The sequence below is a fragment of the Pantoea sp. C2G6 genome, from assembly GCF_051336815.1.
Classification (GTDB): Bacteria; Pseudomonadota; Gammaproteobacteria; order Enterobacterales; family Enterobacteriaceae; genus Pantoea.
Window position 1 is genome coordinate 152,959 of the sequence record NZ_JBGMNJ010000008.1, and the last position, 25,167, is coordinate 178,125.

Annotated in this window: 17 protein-coding genes, 1 tRNA gene and 3 pseudogenes; 11 read left to right on the forward strand and 10 right to left on the reverse strand. The window is 47.6% G+C overall.

Annotated features, from left to right (window positions below; all coding sequences use genetic code 11):
* Positions 1-20: 20 nt before the first annotated feature.
* Positions 21-105 (forward strand) — tRNA-Leu (locus ACCW71_RS12830).
* 114 nt (positions 106-219) lie between these two features.
* Positions 220-1,277, forward strand: a pseudogene (locus ACCW71_RS12835) (tyrosine-type recombinase/integrase); the annotation flags it as partial.
* Between the two features lie 14 nt (positions 1,278-1,291).
* On the opposite strand, the gene ACCW71_RS12840 reads toward ACCW71_RS12835, so the two are convergent.
* The 3 genes from ACCW71_RS12840 to ACCW71_RS12850 all read right to left on the reverse strand — a co-directional run bounded on the left by ACCW71_RS12840 (position 1,292) and on the right by ACCW71_RS12850 (position 4,896).
* Positions 1,292-3,013, reverse strand: a complete 1,722-nt coding sequence (locus ACCW71_RS12840; protein WP_436371902.1) for an ATP-binding protein — start codon at positions 3,011-3,013, stop codon at positions 1,292-1,294.
* 1 nt (position 3,014) lies between these two features.
* On the reverse strand, positions 3,015-4,301 hold the full coding sequence (locus ACCW71_RS12845) for an SIR2 family protein (RefSeq protein WP_436371904.1): 1,287 nt from the start codon (positions 4,299-4,301) through the stop codon (positions 3,015-3,017).
* Positions 4,302-4,644: 343 nt separating this feature from the next.
* Positions 4,645-4,896, reverse strand: a complete 252-nt coding sequence (locus ACCW71_RS12850) for an ogr/Delta-like zinc finger family protein (RefSeq protein WP_436371906.1) — start codon at positions 4,894-4,896, stop codon at positions 4,645-4,647.
* A gap of 230 nt (positions 4,897-5,126) precedes the next feature.
* Here ACCW71_RS12850 and ACCW71_RS12855 point away from each other — a divergent pair.
* From ACCW71_RS12855 to ACCW71_RS12885, 7 genes and pseudogenes are all read left to right on the forward strand, one after another.
* Positions 5,127-5,903 (forward strand): annotated as a pseudogene (locus ACCW71_RS12855) (primase-like DNA-binding domain-containing protein); the annotation flags it as partial.
* Positions 5,904-6,220: 317 nt separating this feature from the next.
* Entirely contained in the window at positions 6,221-7,207 is a 987-nt protein-coding gene (locus ACCW71_RS12860; RefSeq protein ID WP_436371908.1) for a DUF6896 domain-containing protein, read from the forward strand.
* 331 nt (positions 7,208-7,538) lie between these two features.
* Positions 7,539-8,798, forward strand: a complete 1,260-nt coding sequence (locus ACCW71_RS12865) for a hypothetical protein (RefSeq protein WP_436371910.1) — start codon at positions 7,539-7,541, stop codon at positions 8,796-8,798.
* Positions 8,799-9,343: 545 nt separating this feature from the next.
* Positions 9,344-9,484, forward strand: a pseudogene (locus tag ACCW71_RS12870) (integrase); the annotation flags it as partial.
* A 386-nt stretch (positions 9,485-9,870) separates the two neighbouring features.
* Positions 9,871-10,578: a purine-nucleoside phosphorylase gene (gene deoD / locus ACCW71_RS12875; protein WP_436371911.1), complete on the forward strand. Its 708-nt coding sequence runs from the start codon at positions 9,871-9,873 to the stop codon at positions 10,576-10,578.
* A gap of 35 nt (positions 10,579-10,613) precedes the next feature.
* Positions 10,614-11,774, forward strand: a complete 1,161-nt coding sequence (gene tsgA, locus ACCW71_RS12880) for an MFS transporter TsgA (protein ID WP_436371913.1) — start codon at positions 10,614-10,616, stop codon at positions 11,772-11,774.
* Between the two features lie 88 nt (positions 11,775-11,862).
* Positions 11,863-12,684 carry an outer membrane protein OmpK gene (locus ACCW71_RS12885; RefSeq protein WP_436371915.1) on the forward strand — a complete coding sequence of 274 codons (822 nt, stop codon included), beginning with the start codon at positions 11,863-11,865 and terminating at the stop codon, positions 12,682-12,684.
* 38 nt (positions 12,685-12,722) lie between these two features.
* Here the strand turns inward: ACCW71_RS12885 and ACCW71_RS12890 are convergent, their stop codons facing one another.
* The 6 genes from ACCW71_RS12890 to ACCW71_RS12915 all read right to left on the reverse strand — a co-directional run bounded on the left by ACCW71_RS12890 (position 12,723) and on the right by ACCW71_RS12915 (position 21,698).
* A complete protein-coding gene (locus ACCW71_RS12890; protein ID WP_436371917.1) occupies positions 12,723-13,409 on the reverse strand; it encodes a Crp/Fnr family transcriptional regulator in 687 nt (228 codons plus the stop codon).
* Between the two features lie 727 nt (positions 13,410-14,136).
* Positions 14,137-16,623 (reverse strand): BsuBI/PstI family type II restriction endonuclease, encoded by a 2,487-nt coding sequence (locus ACCW71_RS12895; protein WP_436371919.1) that lies wholly within the window; start codon positions 16,621-16,623, stop codon positions 14,137-14,139.
* Positions 16,624-17,054: 431 nt separating this feature from the next.
* Positions 17,055-18,551, reverse strand: coding sequence for a GntP family permease (locus ACCW71_RS12900; protein ID WP_436371921.1), 1,497 nt, complete (start codon positions 18,549-18,551; stop codon positions 17,055-17,057).
* A gap of 87 nt (positions 18,552-18,638) precedes the next feature.
* Positions 18,639-19,634: a 4-hydroxythreonine-4-phosphate dehydrogenase PdxA gene (pdxA, locus tag ACCW71_RS12905; protein WP_436371923.1), complete on the reverse strand. Its 996-nt coding sequence runs from the start codon at positions 19,632-19,634 to the stop codon at positions 18,639-18,641.
* 22 nt (positions 19,635-19,656) lie between these two features.
* Positions 19,657-20,958 carry a four-carbon acid sugar kinase family protein gene (locus ACCW71_RS12910; RefSeq protein WP_436371925.1) on the reverse strand — a complete coding sequence of 434 codons (1,302 nt, stop codon included), beginning with the start codon at positions 20,956-20,958 and terminating at the stop codon, positions 19,657-19,659.
* A 32-nt stretch (positions 20,959-20,990) separates the two neighbouring features.
* Positions 20,991-21,698 carry a DeoR/GlpR family DNA-binding transcription regulator gene (locus ACCW71_RS12915; RefSeq protein ID WP_436371927.1) on the reverse strand — a complete coding sequence of 236 codons (708 nt, stop codon included), beginning with the start codon at positions 21,696-21,698 and terminating at the stop codon, positions 20,991-20,993.
* Positions 21,699-21,864: 166 nt separating this feature from the next.
* Here ACCW71_RS12915 and ACCW71_RS12920 point away from each other — a divergent pair, with 166 nt between their 5' ends.
* Together ACCW71_RS12920 and ACCW71_RS12925 are read left to right on the forward strand one after the other, a co-directional pair.
* Positions 21,865-22,863, forward strand: a complete 999-nt coding sequence (locus ACCW71_RS12920) for a KpsF/GutQ family sugar-phosphate isomerase (RefSeq protein WP_436371929.1) — start codon at positions 21,865-21,867, stop codon at positions 22,861-22,863.
* A gap of 180 nt (positions 22,864-23,043) precedes the next feature.
* Positions 23,044-23,805, forward strand: a complete 762-nt coding sequence (locus tag ACCW71_RS12925) for a CDP-diacylglycerol diphosphatase (RefSeq protein WP_436371930.1) — start codon at positions 23,044-23,046, stop codon at positions 23,803-23,805.
* A 10-nt stretch (positions 23,806-23,815) separates the two neighbouring features.
* On the opposite strand, the gene ACCW71_RS12930 is transcribed toward ACCW71_RS12925, so the two are convergent.
* Positions 23,816-25,045 carry an MFS transporter gene (locus ACCW71_RS12930; protein ID WP_436371931.1) on the reverse strand — a complete coding sequence of 410 codons (1,230 nt, stop codon included), beginning with the start codon at positions 25,043-25,045 and terminating at the stop codon, positions 23,816-23,818.
* Positions 25,046-25,167 lie beyond the last annotated feature (122 nt).

Sequence of the window (25,167 nt, forward strand, 5' to 3'; positions counted from 1 at the left end):
GTTTTCCGCATCCCTTCAGTGCCGAAGTGGCGAAATCGGTAGACGCAGTTGATTCAAAATCAACCATCGAAAGATGTGCCGGTTCGAGTCCGGCCTTCGGCACCAGTATCCTGTCCATCCCCGTCCGGGGAAGTCCAAAAAGCCTTTAAAATCAAAATGCAGGCTGATTTTATCATCCGGTATCGTACGAGCACATCCGTTGCAATCCAGTCTATAGGGCATGGGATTGACCCCAAAGCTGAACAGAAAGAAGCCCAGCTGAAAATGCGGGGGCTTACACCTTTGAAACGATCGCCCGCGAATGGCACGCGAGTAACAAGCGCTGGAGTGATGACCATCGATTGCGCATTCTTCGCTATCTAGAGCTTTATATCTTCCCGTATATCGGTTCATCCGACATTCGCCAGCTCAAAACCAGCCATTTGTTAGCCCTGATTAAAAAAATTGATGCCAATGGTAAGTATGACGTCGCTCAGCCCTTGCAACAGCGTGTCACGGCTACTATGCGTTATGCCGTACAGAACGATTAAATCGACTCAAATCCAGCTAGTGATATGGCCGGTGCGCTATCGACAACCAAAGCGCGACATTACCCCGGCGCGACATTACCCCGCGTTACCCTCCAGCCGCTTCCCTGAGTTTCTTGCTCGTCTTGCTGCATATCGTGGCCGTGTAATGACGCGGATCGCGGTCGAGCTTTCCTTACTAACTTTTGTGCGTTCCAGTGAGTTACGTTTCGCGCGGTGGGATGAATTCGACTTCGATAAATCTCTTTGGCGTATACCGGCAAAACGAGAAGAAATTAAAGGCGTTCGTTACTCTTATCGTGGCATGAAGATGAAAGAGGAGCATATTGTTTCTCTCGGTCGGCATTCGATGGTTTTGTTAGAGCAGCTCAAGCAGATTAGTGGTGATAAAGAACTGCTTTTTCGGGGGATCATGACGTAACTAAATTTATGAGTGAGAACACAGTAAACAGTGCATTGCGCGCGATGGAATATGACACGAAAACTGAGGTCTGCGGACACGGCTTTAGAACAATGGCTCGTGGTGCGTTGGGAGAGTCGGGGCTCTGGAGCGATGATGCTATTGAGCGCCAGTTGAGTCACTCTGAAAGAAATAATGTCCGCGCTGAGTATATTCATACTTCTGAGCATTTGGATGAGCGTCGCTTAATGGTGCAGTGGTGGGCCGATTATTTAATGTCTAACATTGAAAAACATATTACGCCATTCGAGTTTGCTAAACTGAATGTTCCATTAAAAAATAGGGCCTGAAAGACCCTATTTTTTTATTTTTTCCAAACGTTACGGTAACCTGGAGAGTCGGACTCTGGTGGATAAGTCGGCTGTGCTATTTGAATTGTCATAGGGATGGGGAAATCTACTCCTACAAGCGCAACTTCACCTTGCTTTAAGCTTGGTAAAAATGAAGCCGCTGATTTATCTATTTCACCACAGGCTCTTTCCACTACATCTCGATCTCTATCGTTTGTTAATCTATGTACTAGTAACGTACCAATTTGGCTTAATACACCCTCGGTTATATCTCTAGGCCTTTGAGTTGTTAGACAAATATTTAGACCATATTTTCTTCCTTCCTTTGCAATCATCTCGAAGGCATCAAGCTTAATAGAATGGTCTTCTGATCCAACCCTTTTACCCAAGAAGTTATGAGCCTCGTCAACGATGACTAGAAGTGGCTTTTCTCTGAATTTTTCAAGCCTAGCGAGATTTAATAATTTTCTACCAATTACATTGGCTAATATTTCTCTCGCATAAAATTCATAGCTAAGATCGCATAGGCATAAACGAAGAACTCTTTTGTTTGAACTTAAAAATTCTTCTAGTATATCTCCCAGTTTTGCGATGTTTTCATCTCCATGAAAAACCGCTTTCAGTGAGCTTGCATATGTTACGGCTTGTATTCTGGTTAAAAGAGAAGAACAATAGCTCAAATCTTGCGTGGCTGCATTACCCCATGAGTCGTCGCCATTATCAAAACAGCACTCCTGAACTATCTGAGGAATTAATTTAGTTATATCAAATGGTTGAGAAGGATTATCAACTAGTTTTGAATTATTACCAGTATTCATTGAGCGACGATAATCAATTTTAGGTTGTTTTATTTTCTTTAAAATACCATTGGTTGCAATAGTAGGGTCGATCGCAACTAATCTTAAACTTTTAATCGCTTCCTTCAGTTTTGGTCCCTGAACTTTACCTGAAGGATCAAACATAGCGATAAAATCTGATTCCATAAAATCAGTTGGGGGTATTCTAAATTCTATAGAACCATTGGCTTTATTAATAGGTGAACCTAAATGATAATGATAACAGTCCTCAGAGTTAAAAGATCTATATTCGCTTGTAGCATCGAGAATTATAGTCTTTGAATTATTATAATTTGCACATTCTTCTAATATTTTTGCAGTTGTCCAGCTTTTCCCCCCACCTGTAGCTCCTAGTATTGCGCAATGGCGGCCAAATAGTTTGTCTGGCTCAACAGTAACAATGCTTGTGGAACCTCCTGATATATTACCTAACACTATACCTATTCGATTTTCACCGTCATCACTTAAACTTCTGTTTATTAGCTCGGGTATTAATGAAATGAAATCTAATGGTGCAGAATATACTCTATCACCTAATCGAGGGTAACATTTTATCCCCGAGTCGATACGAAAACTCGAGGCATCAATTGTGCCAAGAAGTTGTATAGTTCCAATTGCATCAACTTGTCTATTTCCCTGAGACTCTACTGATATCTCTCCTCTTTCGCGTTCAGGTAATTTGACCTCAATCAGTCTGCCTAAAACGATAGATTGTTGACCTTCAATTAATAAAATCTCACCGACTTCTCCTTTCCCATAACGATTTCCATCAATGTAGGCACCGCTAACTTCACCAGCATATACTAAATTAACTCTTGCAATTTGGGCAGAAATAGATGAAATAACTCCAACTTTCAAAGCACTTCTTAAAATACCGTTTTGTAAAAGTGAGCTATTCATTTTAGTTGTTGCCTCCTACATGCTTGATAGCTTTTGCTAACTGTTCTGCAGGTGTCAATGCTCTTAAGTTAGGTATTAAATTAACGAAATCTTTGAATGACGCATTCAAAAAATGAATATCATACCCCGACAATGAAAGCTCTTTAAGTAAACTCCAATATTTACTAGACCCATTCTCACCCTTGTTGTTTATATGTGTGGCGCATTTAAAATCCACCACAATTAATCTCATGCTAGGGTTGGATTTTATTGCTGAATAAATAGGTTCTGAAAGATGGTCATCGTTAAATCCAAAGCCAGAAATAATAAGACAGCTATTCTTTTTTCTGAGGAAATCAAGAAGTCTTGAAAGTAATTCAAGATGAGGTTGAATAAAAGCTTGTTGATATTTACCTTTCGCTGGATAGATCAAACAGGCATTTGTTGCTGTTGGGTTTTGATTTTCGTATATTTGTCCGTTTTTTCTTATCCAGCTAACAGAACCATGTAGTTTGAATAGGTTGAATACTCCATCAATGAATTCATGTTCATTTTCATCTCTATGAACTACATCATAATTAAAATATTTACCATCGAACCTTCTTACACCTGTATAGGAAAGTCCATCTACAACCATCATTCCTAATTCTGATGCGGCAGTCTCAAATGTTAAATCATAATTTGTTGTGAATACTTTTAGCCTTGGATCTCTTACTCTCCGCCTCCCCATTTTTTGTAGTAGACTTACATATGAGGAGAGATCGCTACTTCCATTTTCTAGGAAATATCTACACTTATTTAATATTATTGTTTTAACTTCATTTAAAAATTCAAGCACTTCACCGTCATGGTGGAATGCCAGAAAAGCTTCGCAATTTGAAAGGAAATGCTCAATGTTAGGATATTCAATATATTGGTATTTAACTTTTTCACATACATTTAATGCAATTGGTTTTAGATTGCCTTTTTCGTCTGTTGTTGGATCTATCCACATAGCACACTTCCATAGATCCCACATACTTGGTCCACCAACATCACCTAGAGAAGTACCGCTGCCTGCGAAAAATGATAAGTTAGGGAATTGTAATGATTTTAGAAAAAATTCATTTATATATTCTTGGTTTTCTTTTAAGTCTTTTTTTTCCACTTCAGATAATGGTAGCTCAGCAGGAATAGGAGTTCCTGCATCCTGTATAACTTTATTGGCCTGAAGGTCTCGCCAATAAAGATATGAGTCGTCGTTTAATGCTTTCCATTTATTGCTGCTTGGTTTTAAATATGAAACATACCCATCCGGTGTAGTAGGCATAGTCAGGATCCCTTGAAGATATAGTGGTTTTGTATTCATAAATTTACTACACAGGATGCCCCAAAAAAAAGGCGTCGATGTAAATGTTTTTATTGGCATCGCGCGCAATGCTATCTCCGCCACGCCTGCCCGCTTTATGCATCATTTTTCATGCAGGCGCATGATACGGGCCGGGCCGCGCCCGGCATGGTCTGAAAGGTGGAAAGCGGTGCATGTTTTTTCATGCAAATCCATGCAGGCTATGCGTGCATCACTCTCTACAAAGCGGCTGGCCAGAAAAAGGGCTTCAGAAAGACAAAGTACAGACATAAAAAGCCGCTGGTTGTGCAGCGGCCGTGGGGGATTAATGAAACTGGCGGAATGCTGAGCCGTAACGGCCCAGCGTTTGACGTTCTCTTACCGGTCCCGGTGGTGCTTCCGGTACGTTTTCCGGCTGTGGCGGTGCGGTAATGACCTTTCTGATGCTCTCATTCGTCTTGAAAGTGCAGGAGCAGTCCAGGTTAGTGCACTGGTGATAACGCTCTTTTACCTGTTCGGACATATAGCGACTCGATTTGATATGTGCCGCACTTTTGCAGTAAGGACAATGCATCATTTTCTGGCTGCCCTCCTGAAGTTTTGCATTCTGTGCCTGGATTGATTCAGCCAGCTTCTAACGGCGCAGAGGGCTCGTATAAAGCGCCATATCAATACCTGTCAGGGCCGGACGGTGCAGGCCGATATTCTCCAGCAGTGGAGCCTCTTTCAGCACACTTTCCGGCAGGGTCACAGCCGCCCACGTCAGTGCTTCACCAACCAAATAAGCTACGTCTTTGGTGCTGACGAACCGCTACGACTGGCAGCGGGAAAAGTATTCTGGCCGAAATTGCGACCATGCTTGCCGGGGAAGATAACGCCACGTCAGCCACCATCGAAACGCTGGAATCACCGCGTGAACGTGCTGCGCTTATAAGCTTCTTGCTGATCCGTTTGCCTGACCAGGAAAAGTGGAGCGGTGACGGGGCAGTGCTCAAGGCCATCACCGGCGGTGATTCTTGCCGTGAACGATAACCTGATGCGCTTCACCGACCGCAGCTGCGGTGTTTTCCGTCGCCGGGTGATTCTGCATTTCCCGGAGCAGATTGCCCCGGAAGAACGCGACCCGCAGCTCAAGAACAAAATCGCCCGCGAGCTGGCCGTGATTGTGCGCCAGCTTATGCTGAAGTTCAGCGACCCGATGACCGTCCGCACGCTGCTTCAGTCGCAGCAGAACTCCGGCGAAGCACTGAGCATCAAGCGGGACGCCGATCCGGCATTCGACTTCTGTGGCTATCTTCGAGCCCTGCCGGACGCTGACGGGATTTATATGGGTAATGCGAACATTATTCCGCGCCAGCCTCGCCTGTATCTCTATCACGCCTATCTGGTCTACATGGAGGCACACGGCTACAAGAACACCCTGAGCCTGACGATGTTCGGCAGGGTATTACCCTCCATACTAAAAGAATACGGCCTGAACTATGACAAGCGGCGAACAAATCAGGGATGCAGACTAACCTGACGCTTAAAAAGGAAAGCAACGGCGACTGGTTGCCGAAGTGCAATGACCTCACCGCGAAATAAACTACCCTGACCGGCAACTGCCGGTCTTTTTTTACTGGTAAAACAGCTAAAGTGAATAATCTGAATAGTTTTTCAAAAAAAATTTCTCATCCTTAAAAGTTATCAGGCCGCTCGATGTCAGAGGCGAACGTTAAAGTGAATAAGCGCATCTGTAAATCAGAGGCATGCTTCAAAAAGACTGGGACCTGACGAGCTGAGGGCTTGAAGCATAACCAATGTTAGTTCCTCGGAAAAGGAGATTTTATCTATAATAGCGTATCCGTAGGTCAGGAGACGTAACACATCACTTACTCAACAAAAGGGAATGGGCTTGTAGTATGAAAGAAAATCTTTATCGTTTGATTGCTGACTTTCAAGATAGTGTACAGGTAGCTTTAAAGCTAATGCATCGTTCTGGCATCCAAATGCCATCCAGTAGTTATGGATGGATTAAATCTGATATACCCAAGGTTGGTGAGTTAGAGGGGGGTGTTAAATATTATAAACATGGAGCTGGATGCCTGGTAGAACTGGATTCAGGTATCGTAGATTTTGATTTTGGGGAGCAGGGTGAGATAGGAGGGTTTAATTCTTGGTGGCTAACTAGCTTTGCTGGGAAGAATCTTACAGTCTACGGTTTCAAAAGTTATAATGATGTTGAGGAACATTTGAATAAAGCACTAAATGATGGGGAATTGATTTTCCCAGATCGCGATATGTATTATCTTGCTAATGCACCACACATCTACGCTATCGAAATAGATGGCCGAAACCCTGACGATATGCTCCCGAGTCGCAATCATGACCGTGTACTGACACTCCAAATTCATTATTTCGAAACGGCTGATCTTATGTTTAAAAATTACAATAATTTAAACCAGAAAATGAATGGTCATTTGAGTCATCGCGAACAATTTGATATGGGTATATATCTTTCTACATGGCTAGGTTTTTTAGGTGTTGTCTGCGAAGGCTTCCGATCGTTAAAAATACGACTTTTAGTTGAAAATGAACGCCCTAAAAATTTCAAAGAATTACTACCAATTTCAGATGGCATCGGAAAGTTGATGAAAGAACATTCGGATTCGTTGAGGGTATTTAGAAATAATGTTTTTCATCTTAGAGAGAATGCTGAGTTTATACACCAATTTTTTGATAAGGAAGTTGAGCGTCTTTCATGGGCATTTGAATTACATAGGGCACTTTCAGCTTTTTTTTCGAAGTATAGAGTTTTTTGCGAAACGCATTATATTTTGAATGGACGTAAGGGTGAGAGCGATTTGATAAAGGTAAAAGCATTACGCTCTAAGAAAATTAAAAATTGAGATTTTTTTTCTAATGAATGGAGCCATTCAATTTTAAAAACCATGAAAAGTATCAGTAAACAATGAGTAAACCACGTCAATCTTTGTTTCCTCGCATCCTCTTTATTACGATTAGATGGGGTATAACATGGTCTCGACGGCATCTGAATTTGCACTGGAAGTAGCTAATTTAATCTGGCCATAGAGTCGGTATTTTAGTTTGTTTTAATTTTTTAAATTATTTAGATTTTCAAAAGAGTTGCCACAGCGGTGTTTTGTGACGCAGGCCATATTGTCTAATATTCTGATGTGATATTATGAGATTATTGTTGCCTTAATTTTATGAGTAAGTATGAACAAGGAAATCAATACATTAAAGCTGTTGAATGAAATAGGGAATGCTCCATCATTTAGTGATGCTGTGGAGCAGTATGAATATTTCAAAAACGACTTAAAGGAGTGGAGGGTTATTTATTCGCACGAGTCTGTGAGTGGGCCGTTTTATCTTCCCAAAAAAGAGTTGTCACCAAAATGTTACCTCTTAACGCCATTTAAAGGGAATTCGCTATGTGTTATTGATAAAGAAGTGATTGAAAGTAAAGGCATAACAAAGCATTTCATTTCAACAGCAATATATGTTGATAGTAATACTGCTAGCTATATTCGTTCATTTGCCTATGAAGCTCAGCCATCAGAACGAGTTTATCAGGTCTGTAGCTCTATATCTGAAAGCATATCGCAAGATGATATTAATATCTTAAACATGGCATTGTATATGTCTGAGATAGAAAATAACCTGAAAGAAACTGATATTGAAAAGGTTAGAGAAACGGTCTCTGCTTTAAAATCAATTTCTATGGTGAACTCTCCCTTCAATTCATCGTGGAGAGAATTATTTTTAGAGAAATATAAGGATGTGTCTGAACGGGAAGCCGATGTACTTCTATTCGACTACTATAATAAAAGTGGATCCTCGTTTGGTCAGTTTTCGGAGATAGTAGACCTAATGGAGTTGTTGTTGTTAAAGACTAAAATAATTGAATATAGTTCAAAACGTTCCTCTGAGAATAAGTTAATGGACCTTTTGTCTATTATTGATAAAGAAATATCTATTTTAATGCCAAAGGAAATCGCTGTTTGTGTTGACGTTATTTTTCACAGGAATAAGTTGAAAACAACCAGGAAGCTTAATGGTCTTACAAATACACCTGAACCACTACAATTGATTAGAAACTGTGCTATGGATTTATTCATGGCTAGAATGTTAGATTTGCTGACTAATACTATTAGTGATGAAAATAATACACAATTTCATCTTGCACAAATATTAACTTGCGATGTTGATGTTTGGGATATATTGAACCTCACTGGGCTCAATGCGATTGCGGTTCATCGAGAATCACATAATACACTTCCAATTTATAGTAATGATTTCATGGAGTGGGTATTTGAGACCCTTGGAGCTAAAAAGCTAGAGAGCATATCAAGAATGTTTACGCTTCAAGGTGTGGTTGAAAGAAAAAAAAGGCGTTCTCATAACGAGATAAAAGATAACCTGTATAGATCTCGTAAAGAGTTAGTTCAATTATTGAGAAGCAAAAGAAAAATATGAGTTGCCACAGTTTTGTTAGATGCGCATGAGTCAGGCTGACCTTGACATTCTGAAATCTGAAGATAACGGGGATGTATAAGCGTTAGTTCTTCGTTCACAGCAGATTTCAACGGATACATCTATAAGCATGCGTAGGTGAATAGTAAAGTGTTCACTATTCACCAACCATTCACATGGTAACTTATTGAATATTAATTATGAAAATCACGAGTGAACAGCATGGACAGTTTTTCATAAAAAAACTTTTATACTCCATATCTGAAGGAGTCAACTTTGGTATCTAGTGGGAAGAACTCATTAGAATTAACGACCTAATGTTGGATGGTTCCGGTTAGAATCCGGTACACGGAATCTAACCAAAGAAAACTTGGTGGCTTACAATTCGGTAATGGGCAAAAAAACGCTTGGGGACACAAAAGAGAGCACTTATTATTATTTTTCTTTTATATTCAAGGCATTACAATTAGTTATTTAATGATTCGAGTCCGGTCTTCGCACCATATAATACAAATTTAAGCCGCTTAAGAACAAATTTTTATGTCTAAACCGGCAGACCACTCCCCCTCCAGGCAACACAGCTCACTCTACTCATCCTTATTATCTCCAGTGAACTGCGACTTGCTCGCTGGTCAGAGATAGATTTCAAAACGTCAATGTGGACGATCCCACCTGAACGAGAGCCTGTTTGATCCGGTTCATTTGCATAATGCGATTTACTCAGTTTTTACCCAAGGTTTCACTGGTCACGCTTTCAGGACGGTATCAGAGCGCTTCAGGCCCCGCCTCATTATTCCTGTGCGTAATTCTCAGGCTGGTGGAAGGGTGACTATCGAATCATTCATAACCCTCGTTTTAGCTTGCACCCGGCTTTTTACAACAAAATGACCCGCCTTAAACCAATATGCGGATGCGTATTTTTATCATCCACACAGTCTGAACATCTGTGTCCCTTAAAAAGAATAACTCTCAAAAATGAGAAGCCGATCGTTTGAGCAGGACTTTTGTCCTCCGTACCTACCTTACGGCAGGATACACTTCCAGCATATGTTAACTAATAAATTCTGGAGCTGTTATGACTGCACATATTAATGCCAAATCCGGCGATTTTGCTTCGACTGTTATTATGCCTGGCGATCCGCTGCGCGCTAAATTTATCGCTGAAAACTATCTTCTGGATTATCAGGAGGTGACTAACGTTCGCAACATGTTGGGATACACCGGTTCTTATTTAGGAAAGCAAGTATCGGTGATGGGGCATGGGATGGGAATCCCGTCAATGACGCTTTACGCTCATGAACTGGTTAATGATTTTGGCGTTAAGAGGATCATTCGCGTAGGTAGCCTGGGGGCGACTCAGCAACATATTAAAATGCGCGATATTATATTGGCTGTTGCCGCCGGGACAGATTCTGTCACAAACCTGAAACGCAGTTCAGGTTATTCAATGGCGGCATCCGCTGATTTTAAACTGCTGCATCAGGCATGGTTAATCGCGCAAAAAAGTGGCATTGACATAAAGGTTGGTAACGTCTTTAGTGGCGATCTCTATTACGACCCGGATGAAAATCTGATCCCCGCGCTGGAGAAATTTGGAGTGCTGGGGATTGATATGGAAGTTGCCGGGCTTTATGCCTTAGCACATCAGTTTGCAATTGAAGCCCTTGCCATTTTAACGGTCTCCGATCATTGCCTCACCGGAGAAGATACCACAGCGGAAGAACGGCAGTTAACTTTTAATAATATGATTGAACTGGCTCTGAATACAGCGATTACAGCTTAGCTTTCGTTCAATTGATACCAGAAGGGATGCTTTATATGAAAAATAAACTCTCACTCACCCTGATTAGTTTTCTGGCAAATTTTATTATGGCGGGATTTGCCAGCCAGTTTGGCATGCTGATTGAACCCATTGCAGAGCATTATAATGCGGACATCAACGCGGTTGCGTCTGTTTTCTCTTTGCTTAACGGCGGAGCACTGGCAGGGACGGTAGCCGCATTTTTCCTTATTGAAAAAGTCGGCGTAAAACGCATGACGCTGATTATCTACTCAGTTGTTTTCCTTTGCGCGCTGGCGATGCATGTGAGCAGCACATTGTGGCCGGTTATGGTGGCGATGACTCTGGTGGGGCTCTGCGGCGGCATTGGCCTGTGCGTAGCGGGTACCATCGTGGTTTCCGTCTGGCAGGACCGTATCCAGAGCACGATGCTGGTGGTGCAGGATGCTACCTTTAACGTTGCGGGCGTGGTCTTCCCGCTGATCACCACTTTTGCCCTGACGCACAACATGTCATGGAGTTACAGTTACCTGAGCGTAGGTATGGTGGCGCTTGTCACGCTGGGTATTGTGGCTCTGACCCGCTTTAATGCCTGTGAAGCAGCACCCTCTTCAGGACCCTCTGACCCGGTAAAATCTGAGTGGAACCCTGGAATCATCAGCGGCGGGATTGGCCTGTTTCTCGGTATGCTGGCGCTTTATACCTTCCTGACCTGGGCACCGCTGTTTGTGAAAAACAAATTCGGCATTCCCTTTGAAGAGGCCGGAAACATCATTACTCAATATTGGGGAGCTGCGCTGGTCGGGGCATTAGTTTCAACCGTTATTGTAGCACGGGTAAAGATACACTATTTCCTGTTAAGCATTATTCTACTGGCCTGCGTTATTACGACGATTATTGTCACGAAAGAAACGCTTTCTGGCTTAGATTACCTGGCTTACAGCTATGGCTTTGTATGCGCAGCACTTTACAACTCATTTATTGCCTATGGCGTATCTTTTGTTAAGCGTGCCAGCAGTCAGAATGTCTCTTTTATATTAATTAGCGGAAGCGCGGGTGCCATGTTTAGCCCGGCGATCAGTGCGTTAATGGAAAAGACGATGGGTCTACAGAAAATCATGTATGCGATGCCTGTTTTATATTTCATCATCTTTGTCATGCTGATTGCTACCCTCAAATTAAAGCGTAAAGCAGCATAATCAATTCATCTCTCTCTTTTAGTTTAACCTTGTAGCATTGCTCCCTTTCAGGAGCAATGAGGCTCAGGCTTTATCAAAGGAATGGAATATGTTCAATGCCAAAAAAACAGTGTTAGCAATGATAATCAGTGTTGGCTGTTCTCAGGCAGTAGCTGCGGACTATCGTGACGGCAATATCAGAAAGAACGATTTTAGCTGGATGCAAATGAATTTAATGCAGAGCGTTGATGCTAAAGTCCCCTACGGAATTCGTAATGACACTTATCTTGAAATGGAGTTTGGCGCGCGATCGGGTATTGTCGATCTTTACGGTTATGTTGATATTTTTGATCTGTTTGACAGCAAGCAAGACGATCGCCATGGCGGGGATAATTTTTTTGCTAAAATATCACCACGTTTTTCGCTGGATGCCATTTTCAACAAAGATTTATCCGTAGGCCCATTCAACGAGTTCTATATCGCAACGGTCAATAACATTGGCGATCGCGAACTATTTGAGCACTATATAGGGCTTGGGACGGATGTGAAAGTCCCCTGGTTCGGCATGGTCGGGATGAATATCTATGCTCACTATGTGCGGGAAAACTATGGCACCGAAAACGAAGGCAAGTGGGACGGATATATGTTCTCCACGAACTGGTCAACACCCTTTTACCAGTTTGCCAATGGCAGCCATTTAAATTACCAGGGGTATTTCGATTATCAATTCGCCGCGAATAAAAATAGCGATCGCTCGCTTTACAGTAACAATGCGATTGAATGGTATAACGGACTCTACTGGCAGACAGAAAAGTATGCGGTAGGCTACGGCTTAAAATATTTCCGCAACATGGCGCTGATGCAAAACCACGGCGGGGCAGGCCGTACCACCGGGCTCGGGCACTACTTTAGTCTCAGCTGGAAGTTTTAATCGGATTTGAATGGCGCGCCAGACAGGCTTCCGGCGCGTCATTCGACAATATCGTTGCCGACAAACTGCCGCAACCCCTCAAGATCCTGAATGACAAGCCCCCGTTTAGTTCGTACCACCAGGCCGGCATCAATAAGCGCTTTAACCGCACGTCGATAGACGCGGTCGGTAGTGCCGAATCTTTCCGCTTCCTGATAATTCTTACTGAATCCATCCATGGGCTGCTTGTTCAGATGCTGCCGGTAAAGGTCATAGGCAACATTATGAACAATGGGGTAGAGCATGCGATGCAGGAAGATTTCCAGCGTATCCTGGTAGTCTACCGCTATGGCGCTGGCAAAAAATATCGCCAGCCTGGGATGTTGATTCAGCGCTTCTTCGAGCCGTTCGCAGCTGCATACCGCTACGGTAAGCGGTTCTTCCGCCACAATATCCAGCTGGCAGCGATAGCCTGTAAAAAACTCCATTTCTCCGAAGAGTTGCTCATCGCATTCCATTGCGCCCAGCTGGAAGCGGCGGCCGTTTTCCGCGCTGTAACGCAGGGATATTCTGCCTGATTCGACCATGATTAAACGGTCAATAAATTGGCCCTGATGATAAATATGCTCATTTTCGGCAATAACCTGCTTATCTGAGAGCAGTTCGCGAAAGGTTCTCTCGATAAAGGCATTGTCCTGTTGCCAGATGCTATGAAAACGACCTTTGATGAGTGGCTTTAGCTGCATATTTTGCTATCCGTGAGGAAGCGAATTCCTGCTTCTGGATGACATTCGTAGAGGCTGATGGCATTAAGTTAATTGTGCATTCTACCCAACCGCGACGGTAAAAAATATCAATAACGGGATGTCGCGCTGTCGGGAAATCATCATGGGCATGAAATGACTGGCTATCAATGCGATGGATTTTCATATCGGGTACAGCCGCCGCCAAAACAGCATCTTGTCAGGACACCGGCGTGCACCTGAAGAAAAGAGCAGATTGGACAGAGGTTCAGTACGTTCTGAACGTGACAAACCCCTGACCCGGTGCAGTTTCCTGCTGGCAGGGCCGAGTGACGCGCAATTTCAGTGGAATAAACTAGTAGAAGAACTGTTCAGCTGTTTTTCCTTGCTGCGGTAGCGTGACATCCCATTGGATCCACCTCCAGCTATGTAAGCTGTATCGGGGCGGTACATAGGCAAGTAATAGAGTATGCGCGACGTGGTTGAACAAGTTGAGATACATCATCTGACTGTCAGGTCGGCTTAAACCGATCTGATTACGGCAATGATCTGATGCTCAGTAAAACGCGCTCTAAACATAGCAATCTCCTTTACTGGCAAAACGAGTCTGCCGGAAAATCGCTAAATGCGAATGGAACAATTACACAGGATAATTACAACATAGTGATCTTCACAAAATTCAATAGAATGGAGCATATTCCATGCTCCATCAGTGCCAGCTCGTTTTACTTCAGGTATGAGGACCGAGGAATCGGTCCCCATTCAGATGGATCATATGTGTAGGTGCACCTGCGACCCAAACCTCTGTTTCCCATGATAGATCTATCAGGTATTTAGCCATTAATTTACGGTCAGGGAACGCTGTAACATAAACCAATCCGGGTTTTGCATCCGCGAATAATTTCGCTAATTCACCGTGGCGTTTTGCATCAACCGGGCCATGAGAGGTGACTGACTCGATAAGCAGTAACCAGTTACGTTTTTCCCAATAGAGCACCACATCAGGCAGCTTTCCTTTACGGTTTACTGTTACTCCCAGTTCGGCAAGTCGCTCCTTACGGAAGTAATCTTCTTTAGCGCCTGTATCACCGATATAGATAACCTCAGCTTCTGGAGCAAAGCGGGGGCCAAACTCAACAATAATATCCTTGATCAACTGACTGTGGGCACCCGGACTTAAGATGAGATCCGTTCCATCATTCAGCTTCAAAGGGATCATTTCCATTTGTCTTGCCATTGCATACTGTTCGACTAAGGTAGCAATGTTTCCCAGATGTTTTTTAAGTGACTCATCCCACTCAGGAGTGCCATACGTCAGCAGAACGGTATGCAGTTCAGGAGCTATTTGATAGCAGGCTTTGGGCGAATTAACCGCACGGCTGGGTTCATCAGGATTATATAAAGCTATTCCCCCATCACAAAATTGATGGAGTGTCTGGCGGCGGAACGTTTCACGTGTATTTGGTGCATATTCTTTTCCATATACGTCCCGACACCAATCCATGATAGGCGTTACTCCCCTCATTGGCCGTTCTATTGTTGACCAGCATCCATCAGGATGAAGGTCAAGCAGCGCAAGTAAGGTCAGCGCTGAACGTTCATTTATCTGAGTACGTGGCATCCCTAATAAGCGCAATATTTCAAGGGCTTGTTCAATTTTTTCTTGCGCTTTAAGTGGATCGCTCTTTTTTCCTTCGGTCATCAGATCTAATTCCCTGCTGATTATTTCATCAATCTGGTTCTGCGTAAGTATGTCATCGCCTGACTCACTGCCCATTTTTCGCAAAATTTCCAGCGAAGGATAATGGATCGATCTCAGGTCTGAGGCATTTATCTGTGTGTGACCGCCGAACTGGCGATAATATTTATCCAGCAAGGTACAGTTTAAATAGATATACAGCCCACGGGCAAGAGCTGCGTCCATACCCACTTTTCTGGTATGAAAAACATTGGTTTTATTTTCAAAACCGATCAAATCACCCGGCAGTGATGAATCATACAACGTTGCTACAATCCGACGTTTTTCTTCTTTACTGCTAAACCTTTTCACGATCAAAAAGTAGCCTTCATTTTTCCAAAGCCATGGACGTGATGACTCTGAAACCCTTATAGCATTTGGCTTTTTTCCATCGAGTGGCCAATGAACTTTTCCATTTAAATGCTGAGGGAAAAGCAGCGGGACCGACTCTGCATCTAACGTTTCGCGCAGGTCTTCCCGAAGTCGAAAGTTTACCACAGGCCCGGTACTGACCTGAATTTTCAGATCGTCTAAGGTTGATGTGAATGGTGATAATCTTTCAATTATATCCTGTTCACGCGGGCTTGCTGCAATATGTATGAATTTCTGTTTGTCTTCAGGCTTTACTATTTGATCTATGGAAACCTTACGATGGGTCATATCGGTCACTGTTATTTGTCCGGTTTCGTCATCAAGGTGAAAATCAGCCGTCGGACTTGACGTGATCGTGACCTCTTCCTGAGCAACACCTTTTATGCAGTGAATAATGATATTTTCCTGTAGAACCTCATCTTCTGAAAAAGCAGTGCTGCGCGAGTCGAAAATGTGGATGTGCCTGATGGATGTCTCAGAAAGCAACTGTTCACGAAAAGGCTGATAGTAAGGGCCATTGCAGAAGGAACGAGGGATGATGGCGACTAACTCTCCGCCAGGCTTCAGCTGTTTTAATGCCAAAGCGACGAAGCCTGAATATAAATTGACGGTTTCAATCCCTGCATTACTCATCGAGATTCGGTGCGAACTGGAGGAGGTAATTTTCTTATAGGGAGGGTTTATAATTACATGGCTGTACTTTTCAGTCCCTTCGGATAAGAAAAGGTTTTGTATGCGCAGGCTTGCCTCAGTTATGTAGTCTTTTTTATTAATTTTATATGAGAGGTTGTTGCCAAACTCATTTGCACATGATTTAAGTGTGTTTTCCAGGAAAGGAAACATCACCTCTTCAATCTCATAGAGATCCAGCTCTATTTTTTCTACTCCCAGAGATAGGGCTCGATCTGCAAATGCAGCAGAAAGCGATCCGACCCCACAGCCCGGATCAAGTAATTCTACGTTACTTCCGATGTTTTCGAACAGGCTTGCCATAAACAGACAAATCGGGGCAGGCGTCATAAATTGACCGAGTGCTGATTTAGTCTTCGGGTTAAGTAGCTTATTCGCTTCTTTTCTGTTTTTCTCAGCTAATTCCAAAAGACGCATCGTATTTCCACTGGTTATTAAAAAAATTCAAAAGCTGCGTTTTGGTCTTATCTATCGAATTTAACGCTAACAATCAAAACGCATCACAAGAGGGCAATATTACTACAAAATTTTCTGGTTGGCTGTCTCCTGCTGCCTGATTAAATGTGTGGTGATGTTGTTCGCGTCTGCCGCAGGCCCACACAGGGTGATGGTGATTACTCATCATAAGAGCACCACGCATCGTTTCTTTGCTTGGGTAAAAAGGATGAGCCGGACTCCTTCATCAGCAAAGAGCAGGACGATGCGCAGTCGGTGGTCCGGCGACTTCAGAAAGCGTAGCGGTGAGTTACTGACGAGAGACAAGGGCTAAAAACCGCGTTGTACTTCGCTGAGCTGCATGACAGAGCTATGCTTTTATTCACAACAACAGCGCCCCTGCACCATCTCCCCTAAAAAAACAGCAGATTCACAACCAGCAACGTCACCGACCCCGCGGCCCAGAGGATGGTTGAGGTGACGCTCCAGACGCGGATCTGCTCCTGCACCTCGGTGATGCCCAGCGAGCGGTTGACCACCCAAAAATAGGCGTCGTTGAAGTAGGAGAACATAAAGGAGCCGACGGTACATCCCAGACCGGCAATAATCGGATCGACGCCCAGCGTGCCGATCATCGGCGCGGTAATGCTGGCGGCGGTGATCATCGCCACCGCGCCGGAGCCCTGAATCAGGCGGATCAGCGTGGAGAGCAGCAGCGGCAACAGCACGCCCGGCAGGCCGACCTGAACGATATAGCTGGCGATTATTTGGGCCGCGCCGGAATCACGCAGCACCATGCCCAGCGCGCCACCGCCGCCAATCAACAGCAGGATAATACCGGCGGAGCGAATGGCGTTATCCATGCCCTGCGTCACCTCCTCGCGGGGGAAATAGCTGCCAAGCCCGATAATGGCAATCAGTAAGCCGCAGCCAACCGCCACCACCGGATGGCCGATGGTGATGCCCATTTTAGCCAGCGTCCCCAGCCACTGACCGCTGTAGGTGGTGGCCAGGCCGGTCTCGCGGCAGAAGGTGGCCAGCAGAATCAAAATAATCGGCACAATCAGCGGCGCGAAGGAGATGACCGCGCCGGGCAGCCGCTCCTGCTGCTGCTCGCTCTCAACCAGCGGCCGCTGAGGTTCACGGGTAAATCCCTCGCCGTCGGCGGTTGGCACAATATAGATACGTTTACCCAGCCGCGAGGTGTAGAGAAAACCGCACAGCGTGACCGGGATGGCGACCACCATGCTCCAGAGCATAAAGGTTCCGATGGGCATATCGAACTGCGAGGCCACGCCAAAGGGGCCAACCGCTGGCGGGATCATACTGTGGCTGATGACCAGTCCCGCCGCCAGGGTCGCGCCGAGTCCGACGATCGATTTACCGCTGGTGCGTGACAGGGATTTCACCAGCGGCGTCAGGACGATAAAGGCGGAGTCGCAGAAAACCGCCATCGAGACCATCAGGCCGATTAACACCAGCGCCAGCTCTTCACGCTCTTTGCCGAGGAAACGAATAAAGGTCAGCGCCATCCTGCGGGAAGCGCCGCTGAGCTGGAGCAGCGCCCCCATCATCACGCCGAAACCAATCACAATGCCGATATTTCCCAGCGTGCCGCCAAATCCTTTGGTGATCGACTGGATCATTAAGTCGCTTTTCATGCCGCCCAGCGAGCCGGTAATAATGGCGGAAATAATCAGGGCGGGAAAAGTGGAGATGCGGGTTTTTAAAATCATAAACAGCAGCGCCGCAATGGCGATCAGCAATCCCGCGATAACATGCGAACCTTCCAGCTCTGCGCGGCCATGACTGCCAATATAAAATATCACTAAACCAATAATAACGACGGCAATGCCTTTCAGTACAGGGCGTGCGGCGTCGCGCCCTGGTAATGGGTTTTTTCCAGACATAATTTTATCCTTATTAAATGCAGAGCGTGCCGCATTTAATCTGTCCCGATAAATAAGGCCCGCCACAGCGGGCCTTATTTTCCATGGCTATCTGCGAAAGCAGGGCGCGTAGAGAGCAGCGAGCCTGACGGCTTCGATCATACTGACCGGATCGGCAATCCCCTTACCGGCAATATCATTCGCGGTGCCGTGATCGACCGAGGTGCGTAATATCGGCATACCGTTGGTGATCGAGATGGTGCGGTGGAAATCCACCATCTTGGTGGCGATGTGTCCCTGGTCATGATAGGGCGAGAGAACGGCGTCATACTTGCCCTGTAGCGCGAAGTGGAACACGCTGTCGGCCGGTTTAGGGCCGGTGATGTTAATCCCGGCGGCTCGGGCCAGCTCACTTCCCGGCAGCAGAATATCGTCATCTTCCGAACCAAACAGACCATGTTCGCCGCCGTGCGGGTTAATCGCGGCGATAGTCAGTCGCGGCTCAGCCAGCCCCAGTTTCTGGAGCGCGCGGGTGCAGCGAATCGCGTAGTCGCATACCTTTTCAGGCGTCAGGCTCTGGATGGCTTTCACCAGCGACATATGGCGGGTCAGGAAGAATACGCGCAGGTCGCGCACCTGAAACATCGTCAGTGGATCGGGCGTGCCGGTGAGTTTGCCGAAGATCTCAGTGTGACCAATAAAATCAACCTGACCTGCTTTCAGCGATTCTTTATTTATCGGCGTGGTCGCCACCGCGTCAACCTCACCGGCCATCGCCATCCTGATCACTTCTGCGATGCAGTCGTAAGCGGCTTTACCGCACTGGCCCTGAATTTCGCCCTGACGGAAGGTGCTGAAATCGATATTGCCGCGCTCAATAAGATTCAGAATACCGGGCGCGTCATTAAATTCGCTCAGATGGCTAATTGTCTCAATCTTTAAGCGAATGCCGGAAAATTCACAGGCGTTCTCCAGCACCCGTTTATTCCCGACCACCACCATTCGGGCATATTGTTGCGCCTCCTCAGAAGCCAGCGTTTTTACGGTAATTTCCGGGCCGATGCCAGCCGCATCCCCCATTGGAATAGCAATCAACGGTTTCATAACGCGATCCTTTTGGTTTTATTTAAGCAGCGGTTGTTTCTGCTTTCTGGGTGGAAACTTTCGCCGCCAGATAATCGATGCAATGAACGAGCGTATTATCATCCCCGACAAATCCGCCCTTGGTAATTATCGGTATTTCCCGGCATAAACCGCCGGTGAGATTTCCATATACCGTTAAGGGTTCAACTTCATCTTTTAAAATAACGCCATTGCCCTGTAACCGGCGGGTAATCGCCACCACCACGTCGCCGCCGCTGCTGTAGAGCGCGCTGACGGGCGAGTTGTCCCGGGTTAATACCTGAGCGGTGACTTCGGCGATGCCTTTATTAATCAGACAGGTAATTTCATGTTCATCAAGCGCGTATTTTTTGCTGAGGGTTCGCAGGCAGCTGATATGTTCGGGTAGCTCAACGGTATCAATGCCGGTCACGTCATACTGAGCGGTTTTGGCCGTCAGGCTTTCCGCCAGCTCCGCCGCCGCTTCCGGGTGCAGGGCATAGTCAATCAGGGTCTCTGCCGACAGCGTTTCAATATAGACCTGACGTTCGTAGCGAAGTTTGCGTATCTGCCGCTGGGTCAGCTCAGAGACGCTGCCGATGGCGACAAAAATTTTATTGGTGCGTTTCCTGCCGCTGGAGTAGCGCAGCCAGCAGAGAGAGGCGGTGAAGACCCCAGGATCGACGCAGAAAAAAGGGATGCCGGCCTGGATTACCGCTGAGGCTATCTGCTGAATATCTTCTTCCGTGGTGGCGTCTATCACCACAATACGAACGTTTTTCTGGTAGAGGCTCTTCAGCTCGCGCGTGACCGCCTTCTCTCCGGCCAGCACGTCACACAGTGAAATGGTGCCGAGGTTTTTATTGGTCTGCTTGCGGAACAGCTCAACCACCGAGGATTCGGTCATGGGATTTTTAGGATCGTGGCGCATCGCGGTGTTCTGCAACGGAATGCCATTCACCAGCAGCGAACCACCCACGCAAATCCGTCCGCTGGAGGGGTAGGCCGGAACCACAACGGCCATAAGCTGCGGATAACGATCGATAATCGCATCCACTTCCGCGCCAAGGTTGCCCCGCAGCGTGGAGTCAATGCGCTTGCTGATGGTGGTGATCTCAGGATCGATGAGTTCAAGATAGCGCGTAACCCGGTCATAGGCCTGCTGGGGCGGCACTGAGCGTGAATCGGTAGAGAAAGAGACAACGTCGTAATGTTCTGTCTCGCCGGGATTATCGAGACAGGTTAAGGTTGTGAATCCCCGGGTGCTTAATAAGGCTGCTGTGGCATTCGCTCCTGTTAAATCATCAGCAATAATGGCAACTTTCATTTTATTCTCTCCTGGGAAGAGGGTGATGTTATTCAGTCATCATCGATTATTACTTCATTAAAAAATTCAAGGTCGGCAATTTTATATTTACAGAAAACGTTCTGCTTGCTGCTGTCCACCAGCAGTGCCGAGGTCGTCGCCCGGCTGGCGGCCATCCATTTACAATCCGCTTTAACCTGGCTGGTGGTCATTGCGCCATGATCTTTGCTGAAACCATCTGCGCCAATAAAGGTAATGTCAAAATAGTGATCGGAGAGAAAACGCAGCGTTTCGCTGCTGTAGGCGGATAAACTTTCGCGTACGATCTCGCCCGGACAGAGAATAAGCCTGACGTTGCTGTTCTCATTTAAAATGCTGGCGGTGCTGATGTCATTGGTCATTACGCTCAGCGGCATATCGATCAGGCCAGCCAGCTGCTTTACCGTGGTTCCGCCATCCATGAATATCGTCATGCCGGGCTGAAGTAATTTATACGCCTTCAGCGCCACCGCGACTTTGGCATCCGTATGTTCCCGCGACTTATTACTGTATTCGGGGCTGGTTTCAATAAAGTTTTTAACGATCAGGCCGCCAAAAATAACTTTTACCAGTCCCTTTCTCTGTAACTCTTCAATATCCCGGCGAATCGTCATATGGGATACGGAAAAATAATCGGCAAGATGACTGATGGTAACGTCATTCTCTTTTCCAACTATTTCGATAATACGGTTAACCCGGTCATTTTTATTGTATCTGGCCATAAAACATCTCTCGCGGCGGGTCAGCCTTACTATGTCGTAAGGCTAAATGAAGTCCTCAATCCTGAATGTGAACCCAATCACAAATTCACATCAAAATCACACTTTAACATCTGAGTTCACATAACCTGTGATGACGCAGGCAGGCTACTTACTCAAGGGAGGTATTATGCCATCAGAAATGCACCACGCCTCAGCGGACATCATCCACCAGGCGCGCGCTATCCTGACCAGCGAGGCGCAGAGCCTGCTGGACGCGGTTCCGCGCATTGACGAAACCTTCGCCAGCACTCTTCGTTTGCTGCTGGAGACGCGCGGGCGCGCGATCCTCACCGGGATGGGAAAGCCCGGTTACATCGCCCATAAAATTGCCGCCACCCTGGCCAGTACCGGTACGCCCGCTTTTTATCTGCATCCTGCGGAGGCGGCGCATGGCGATCTGGGCATGGTGACGGCGGCGGACGTTATTCTGATTCTGTCTAACAGCGGTGAAACGCCGGAGGTGCTGGCGATGCTGCCGGTGCTGAAACGCATCGGGCTGCCGATTGTCGCGCTATGTGGCAACCCCGATTCGACGCTGGCGGCGCACAGCGATATTTTTCTCAACGCCGGGGTAGCGCGGGAGAGCTGTCCGCTCAATCTGGCACCGACCAACAGCACCACGCTGTCGCTGGCGATAGGAGATGCGATTGCGGTGGTGCTGATGCGTCTTCGCGGATTTAAAAAAGAGCATTTCGCGCTTTACCATCCCGGCGGCGCGCTGGGCAAACGCCTGCTGACGACGGTGGGCGACCTGATGAAGTCGGGAGAATCGTGCTGCGCAGTCGATCAATCGGCCTCGATTCTTGAGGCCCTGTTCGCCATGACCAGCTGTAAATCGGGTGCCGTCTCGGTCATCAACGGGAAGCGGGAGCTGATCGGCATCGTGACGGATGGCGATATTCGCCGCTACGTGATGTACAACAATCTGTTTCTGAATAATGGTGTGACAGAGGTGATGACCACGGCACCGCACTGGGTCTATCAGGATGAGCTGATTGATACCGCACTGCGAAAAATGGAGAGCCATTCACCTTCGCCTGTGGCGGTGCTGCCGGTCCTCAACCGGGCGCGGCAGGTGACGGGCCTGCTTAACCTCACCGACCTGCTGAAACAGGGGGTGATCTGATATTGCCGTCGCGGCGAATCGGCGGGTGAATATAATGGCTGCACATCAGGCCGCAGATGGCATGATGCTGTGGTGGTAAACGCTTCCCCACTATAAACCCCTGTTGCTGAGGTTGACCCTGCATTGAATCACTTAACCAGACGCGACCCGCAGCTCAGAAAATTGTTATGGCGATGCCGCTTGCTGCCGCTGGTCATCGCGCTGCTGCTGGTGGGTTGCGCCCGCTCTGACGCGCTGTGGACGGTCACGCATGATCTCTGCATGACTAATTATCACTACCGGCGCGATCCGGCACCCTGCCAGCAGGTCTATCTGCCGCAGGACAGCACGCAGGGCTTCAGCATCATCCAGAATCCTCGCTACAGGCTGCACTTTATTCTGGTGCCCAGCGTGGCGATCTCCGGCATTGAGAGTATCACGCTATCGCGCCCCGGCCGTCCCGACTATTTCGGCTACGCCTGGCTGATGCGTTATCAACTGATGGCGGCCTATGGGGCCAGCGTGCCGGAGGATCGGCTCGGCATGGCGCTGAATTCCGCTTATGGCCGCAGCCAGAATCAGCTGCATATTCATCTGACCTGTCTGCGGGAGGATGTCTATCGCCAGCTCCAGGCGGAGCGTCCCTATATTCAGGATGCGTGGCGGCCCTTGCCCGACCGCCTGCTGAAGCATACCTACTATGCCCGTCGTGTTATGCAGCCGACGGCGATGGGGATCTATCCTGTCAACTCCGTGGCGCGCGATTTCCGGCTGTCGCCGCCGCAGCTGGCCGAATCGGGCGTGGCGCTTATCCCGACGACGTTCTCAGGAGAAAAAGGCTTTATCCTGCTGACCACCCGGCGCGGCTGGGATAAGGGCAATCGGGCCTCCGTTGAGTCGCTGCTGGATAAGCGCTGCGCGATCCTGTCAACGCCGCCAGCAGCGGTTTCAGCCAGCGATTAGCCCTGCGCCACTATTCCGCCTCCCTAACCTCACCAAACCTTCTGAGCGCCGGAACCAGGCTGACGGCCAGGGTGACAACAACGATCGCCAGCGCAGAGAAGATCAGCACATGGCTCATGCCGTAACGAAGGGCCAGCGGTCCGGCGACCAGTTCGCCAAAGGGGATCGCCACGAAAGAGCCCATCGCATCATAGGCGTAGACCCGTGCCAACCTCTCTGGCGGGATATGCGTCTGTAACGCATGGGCCCAGCTCACGCCGAACAGCCCAAACGTCGCTCCGGCCATAAAGAACCCGGCAATCAGCCAGGCCGGCCCGGCAGGCTGACTCAGCAGCAGCGTCGGCAGGGCGCAGATCCCAACCAGCAGGGCGCCAATCAGCAGATCGCGGCGTGGACGCCAGCGCAGCGCCAGCAATGAACCGGCGATCAGGCCCACACTCTGGACGGCAACCATCATCCCCCAGCCGGTCCGTCCAAAAGAACGGTCCGCAATCACCGGGCCGAGCACCATGACCACGCCACTGAAGGCGGCGTTAATCACCGTGAACTGGGCGACGATAGCCCACACCCAGGTGCGGCTGGCAAATTCCCGCCAGCCCTCTTTTAAATCCCGCAGGATATTTCCCTGCGAGGCGCCTGCCTTAACCGACGAAACGCGAATGAAGAAGTAGAGCGGGGCTGAGACCAGAAAACCCATCGCATCAATCGCCAGCCCCCAGCCCGGACCCACCGCGCTGGTCAGTATCCCGCCCAGCGACGCCCCCAGCACGGTGCCGCCATAGACGCCGAGCTGGATTAATGCGTTGGCTTCACGCAGGCTGCGTGCCGGAACCGTCTGGGGCACCAGCGAGGAGGAGGCGGGTAAGGCGATACCGGCCGCGGCACCGTTCAGCGCGCCCAGTAGTGCCAGGTTCATTACCGAGGCAAAACCCCCCAGTACCGACCAGGCAACCACAGCCTGAGAAAGCGCGGCAACCACGGAGGAAAAAATCAACACCCGGCTGCGGGAGTAACGGTCCGCCAACACACCGCCCAGCAGCAGAAAGGCGACATTAACCAGCGAGCGGGACGCCACTACCACTCCTAAATCAGAGGCTGATCCGCCAATATCCAGCACCGCAAAAGCCAGGGCGATCGGTGCGATACCATTGCCGAGGACGGTGAGAAAGCGGGCGAGAAAGAGAAAGCGAAAAGATGAAAAGTGAAAAGCGCGAACGCGCTCAGTTCGGTTCAGCGGCATGGATCACTCCACGCCAGGTATAAAACGCAGGGCGCGCTGACGGCAGAGACGCCGCCGGGCATCTTTTCGCTGATCATACGCTGGCTTCGCTCTATGGCGTGCCATGCGGGAAAACAGGGCTG

What these genes read in the sequence shown, in the direction of transcription:
- ACCW71_RS12840 (WP_436371902.1), bottom strand. Translation starts at nt 3,013, where the DNA reads ATGAATAGCTCACTTTTACAAAACGGTATTTTAAGAAGTGCTTTGAAA.
- ACCW71_RS12845 (WP_436371904.1), bottom strand. Translation starts at nt 4,301, where the DNA reads ATGCCTACTACACCGGATGGGTATGTTTCATATTTAAAACCAAGCAGC.
- ACCW71_RS12850 (WP_436371906.1), bottom strand. Translation starts at nt 4,896, where the DNA reads ATGATGCATTGTCCTTACTGCAAAAGTGCGGCACATATCAAATCGAGT.
- ACCW71_RS12860 (WP_436371908.1), top strand. Translation starts at nt 6,221, where the DNA reads ATGAAAGAAAATCTTTATCGTTTGATTGCTGACTTTCAAGATAGTGTA.
- ACCW71_RS12865 (WP_436371910.1), top strand. Translation starts at nt 7,539, where the DNA reads ATGAACAAGGAAATCAATACATTAAAGCTGTTGAATGAAATAGGGAAT.
- deoD (WP_436371911.1), top strand. Translation starts at nt 9,871, where the DNA reads ATGACTGCACATATTAATGCCAAATCCGGCGATTTTGCTTCGACTGTT.
- tsgA (WP_436371913.1), top strand. Translation starts at nt 10,614, where the DNA reads ATGAAAAATAAACTCTCACTCACCCTGATTAGTTTTCTGGCAAATTTT.
- ACCW71_RS12885 (WP_436371915.1), top strand. Translation starts at nt 11,863, where the DNA reads ATGTTCAATGCCAAAAAAACAGTGTTAGCAATGATAATCAGTGTTGGC.
- ACCW71_RS12890 (WP_436371917.1), bottom strand. Translation starts at nt 13,409, where the DNA reads ATGCAGCTAAAGCCACTCATCAAAGGTCGTTTTCATAGCATCTGGCAA.
- ACCW71_RS12895 (WP_436371919.1), bottom strand. Translation starts at nt 16,623, where the DNA reads ATGCGTCTTTTGGAATTAGCTGAGAAAAACAGAAAAGAAGCGAATAAG.
- ACCW71_RS12900 (WP_436371921.1), bottom strand. Translation starts at nt 18,551, where the DNA reads ATGTCTGGAAAAAACCCATTACCAGGGCGCGACGCCGCACGCCCTGTA.
- pdxA (WP_436371923.1), bottom strand. Translation starts at nt 19,634, where the DNA reads ATGAAACCGTTGATTGCTATTCCAATGGGGGATGCGGCTGGCATCGGC.
- ACCW71_RS12910 (WP_436371925.1), bottom strand. Translation starts at nt 20,958, where the DNA reads ATGAAAGTTGCCATTATTGCTGATGATTTAACAGGAGCGAATGCCACA.
- ACCW71_RS12915 (WP_436371927.1), bottom strand. Translation starts at nt 21,698, where the DNA reads ATGGCCAGATACAATAAAAATGACCGGGTTAACCGTATTATCGAAATA.
- ACCW71_RS12920 (WP_436371929.1), top strand. Translation starts at nt 21,865, where the DNA reads ATGCCATCAGAAATGCACCACGCCTCAGCGGACATCATCCACCAGGCG.
- ACCW71_RS12930 (WP_436371931.1), bottom strand. Translation starts at nt 25,045, where the DNA reads ATGCCGCTGAACCGAACTGAGCGCGTTCGCGCTTTTCACTTTTCATCT.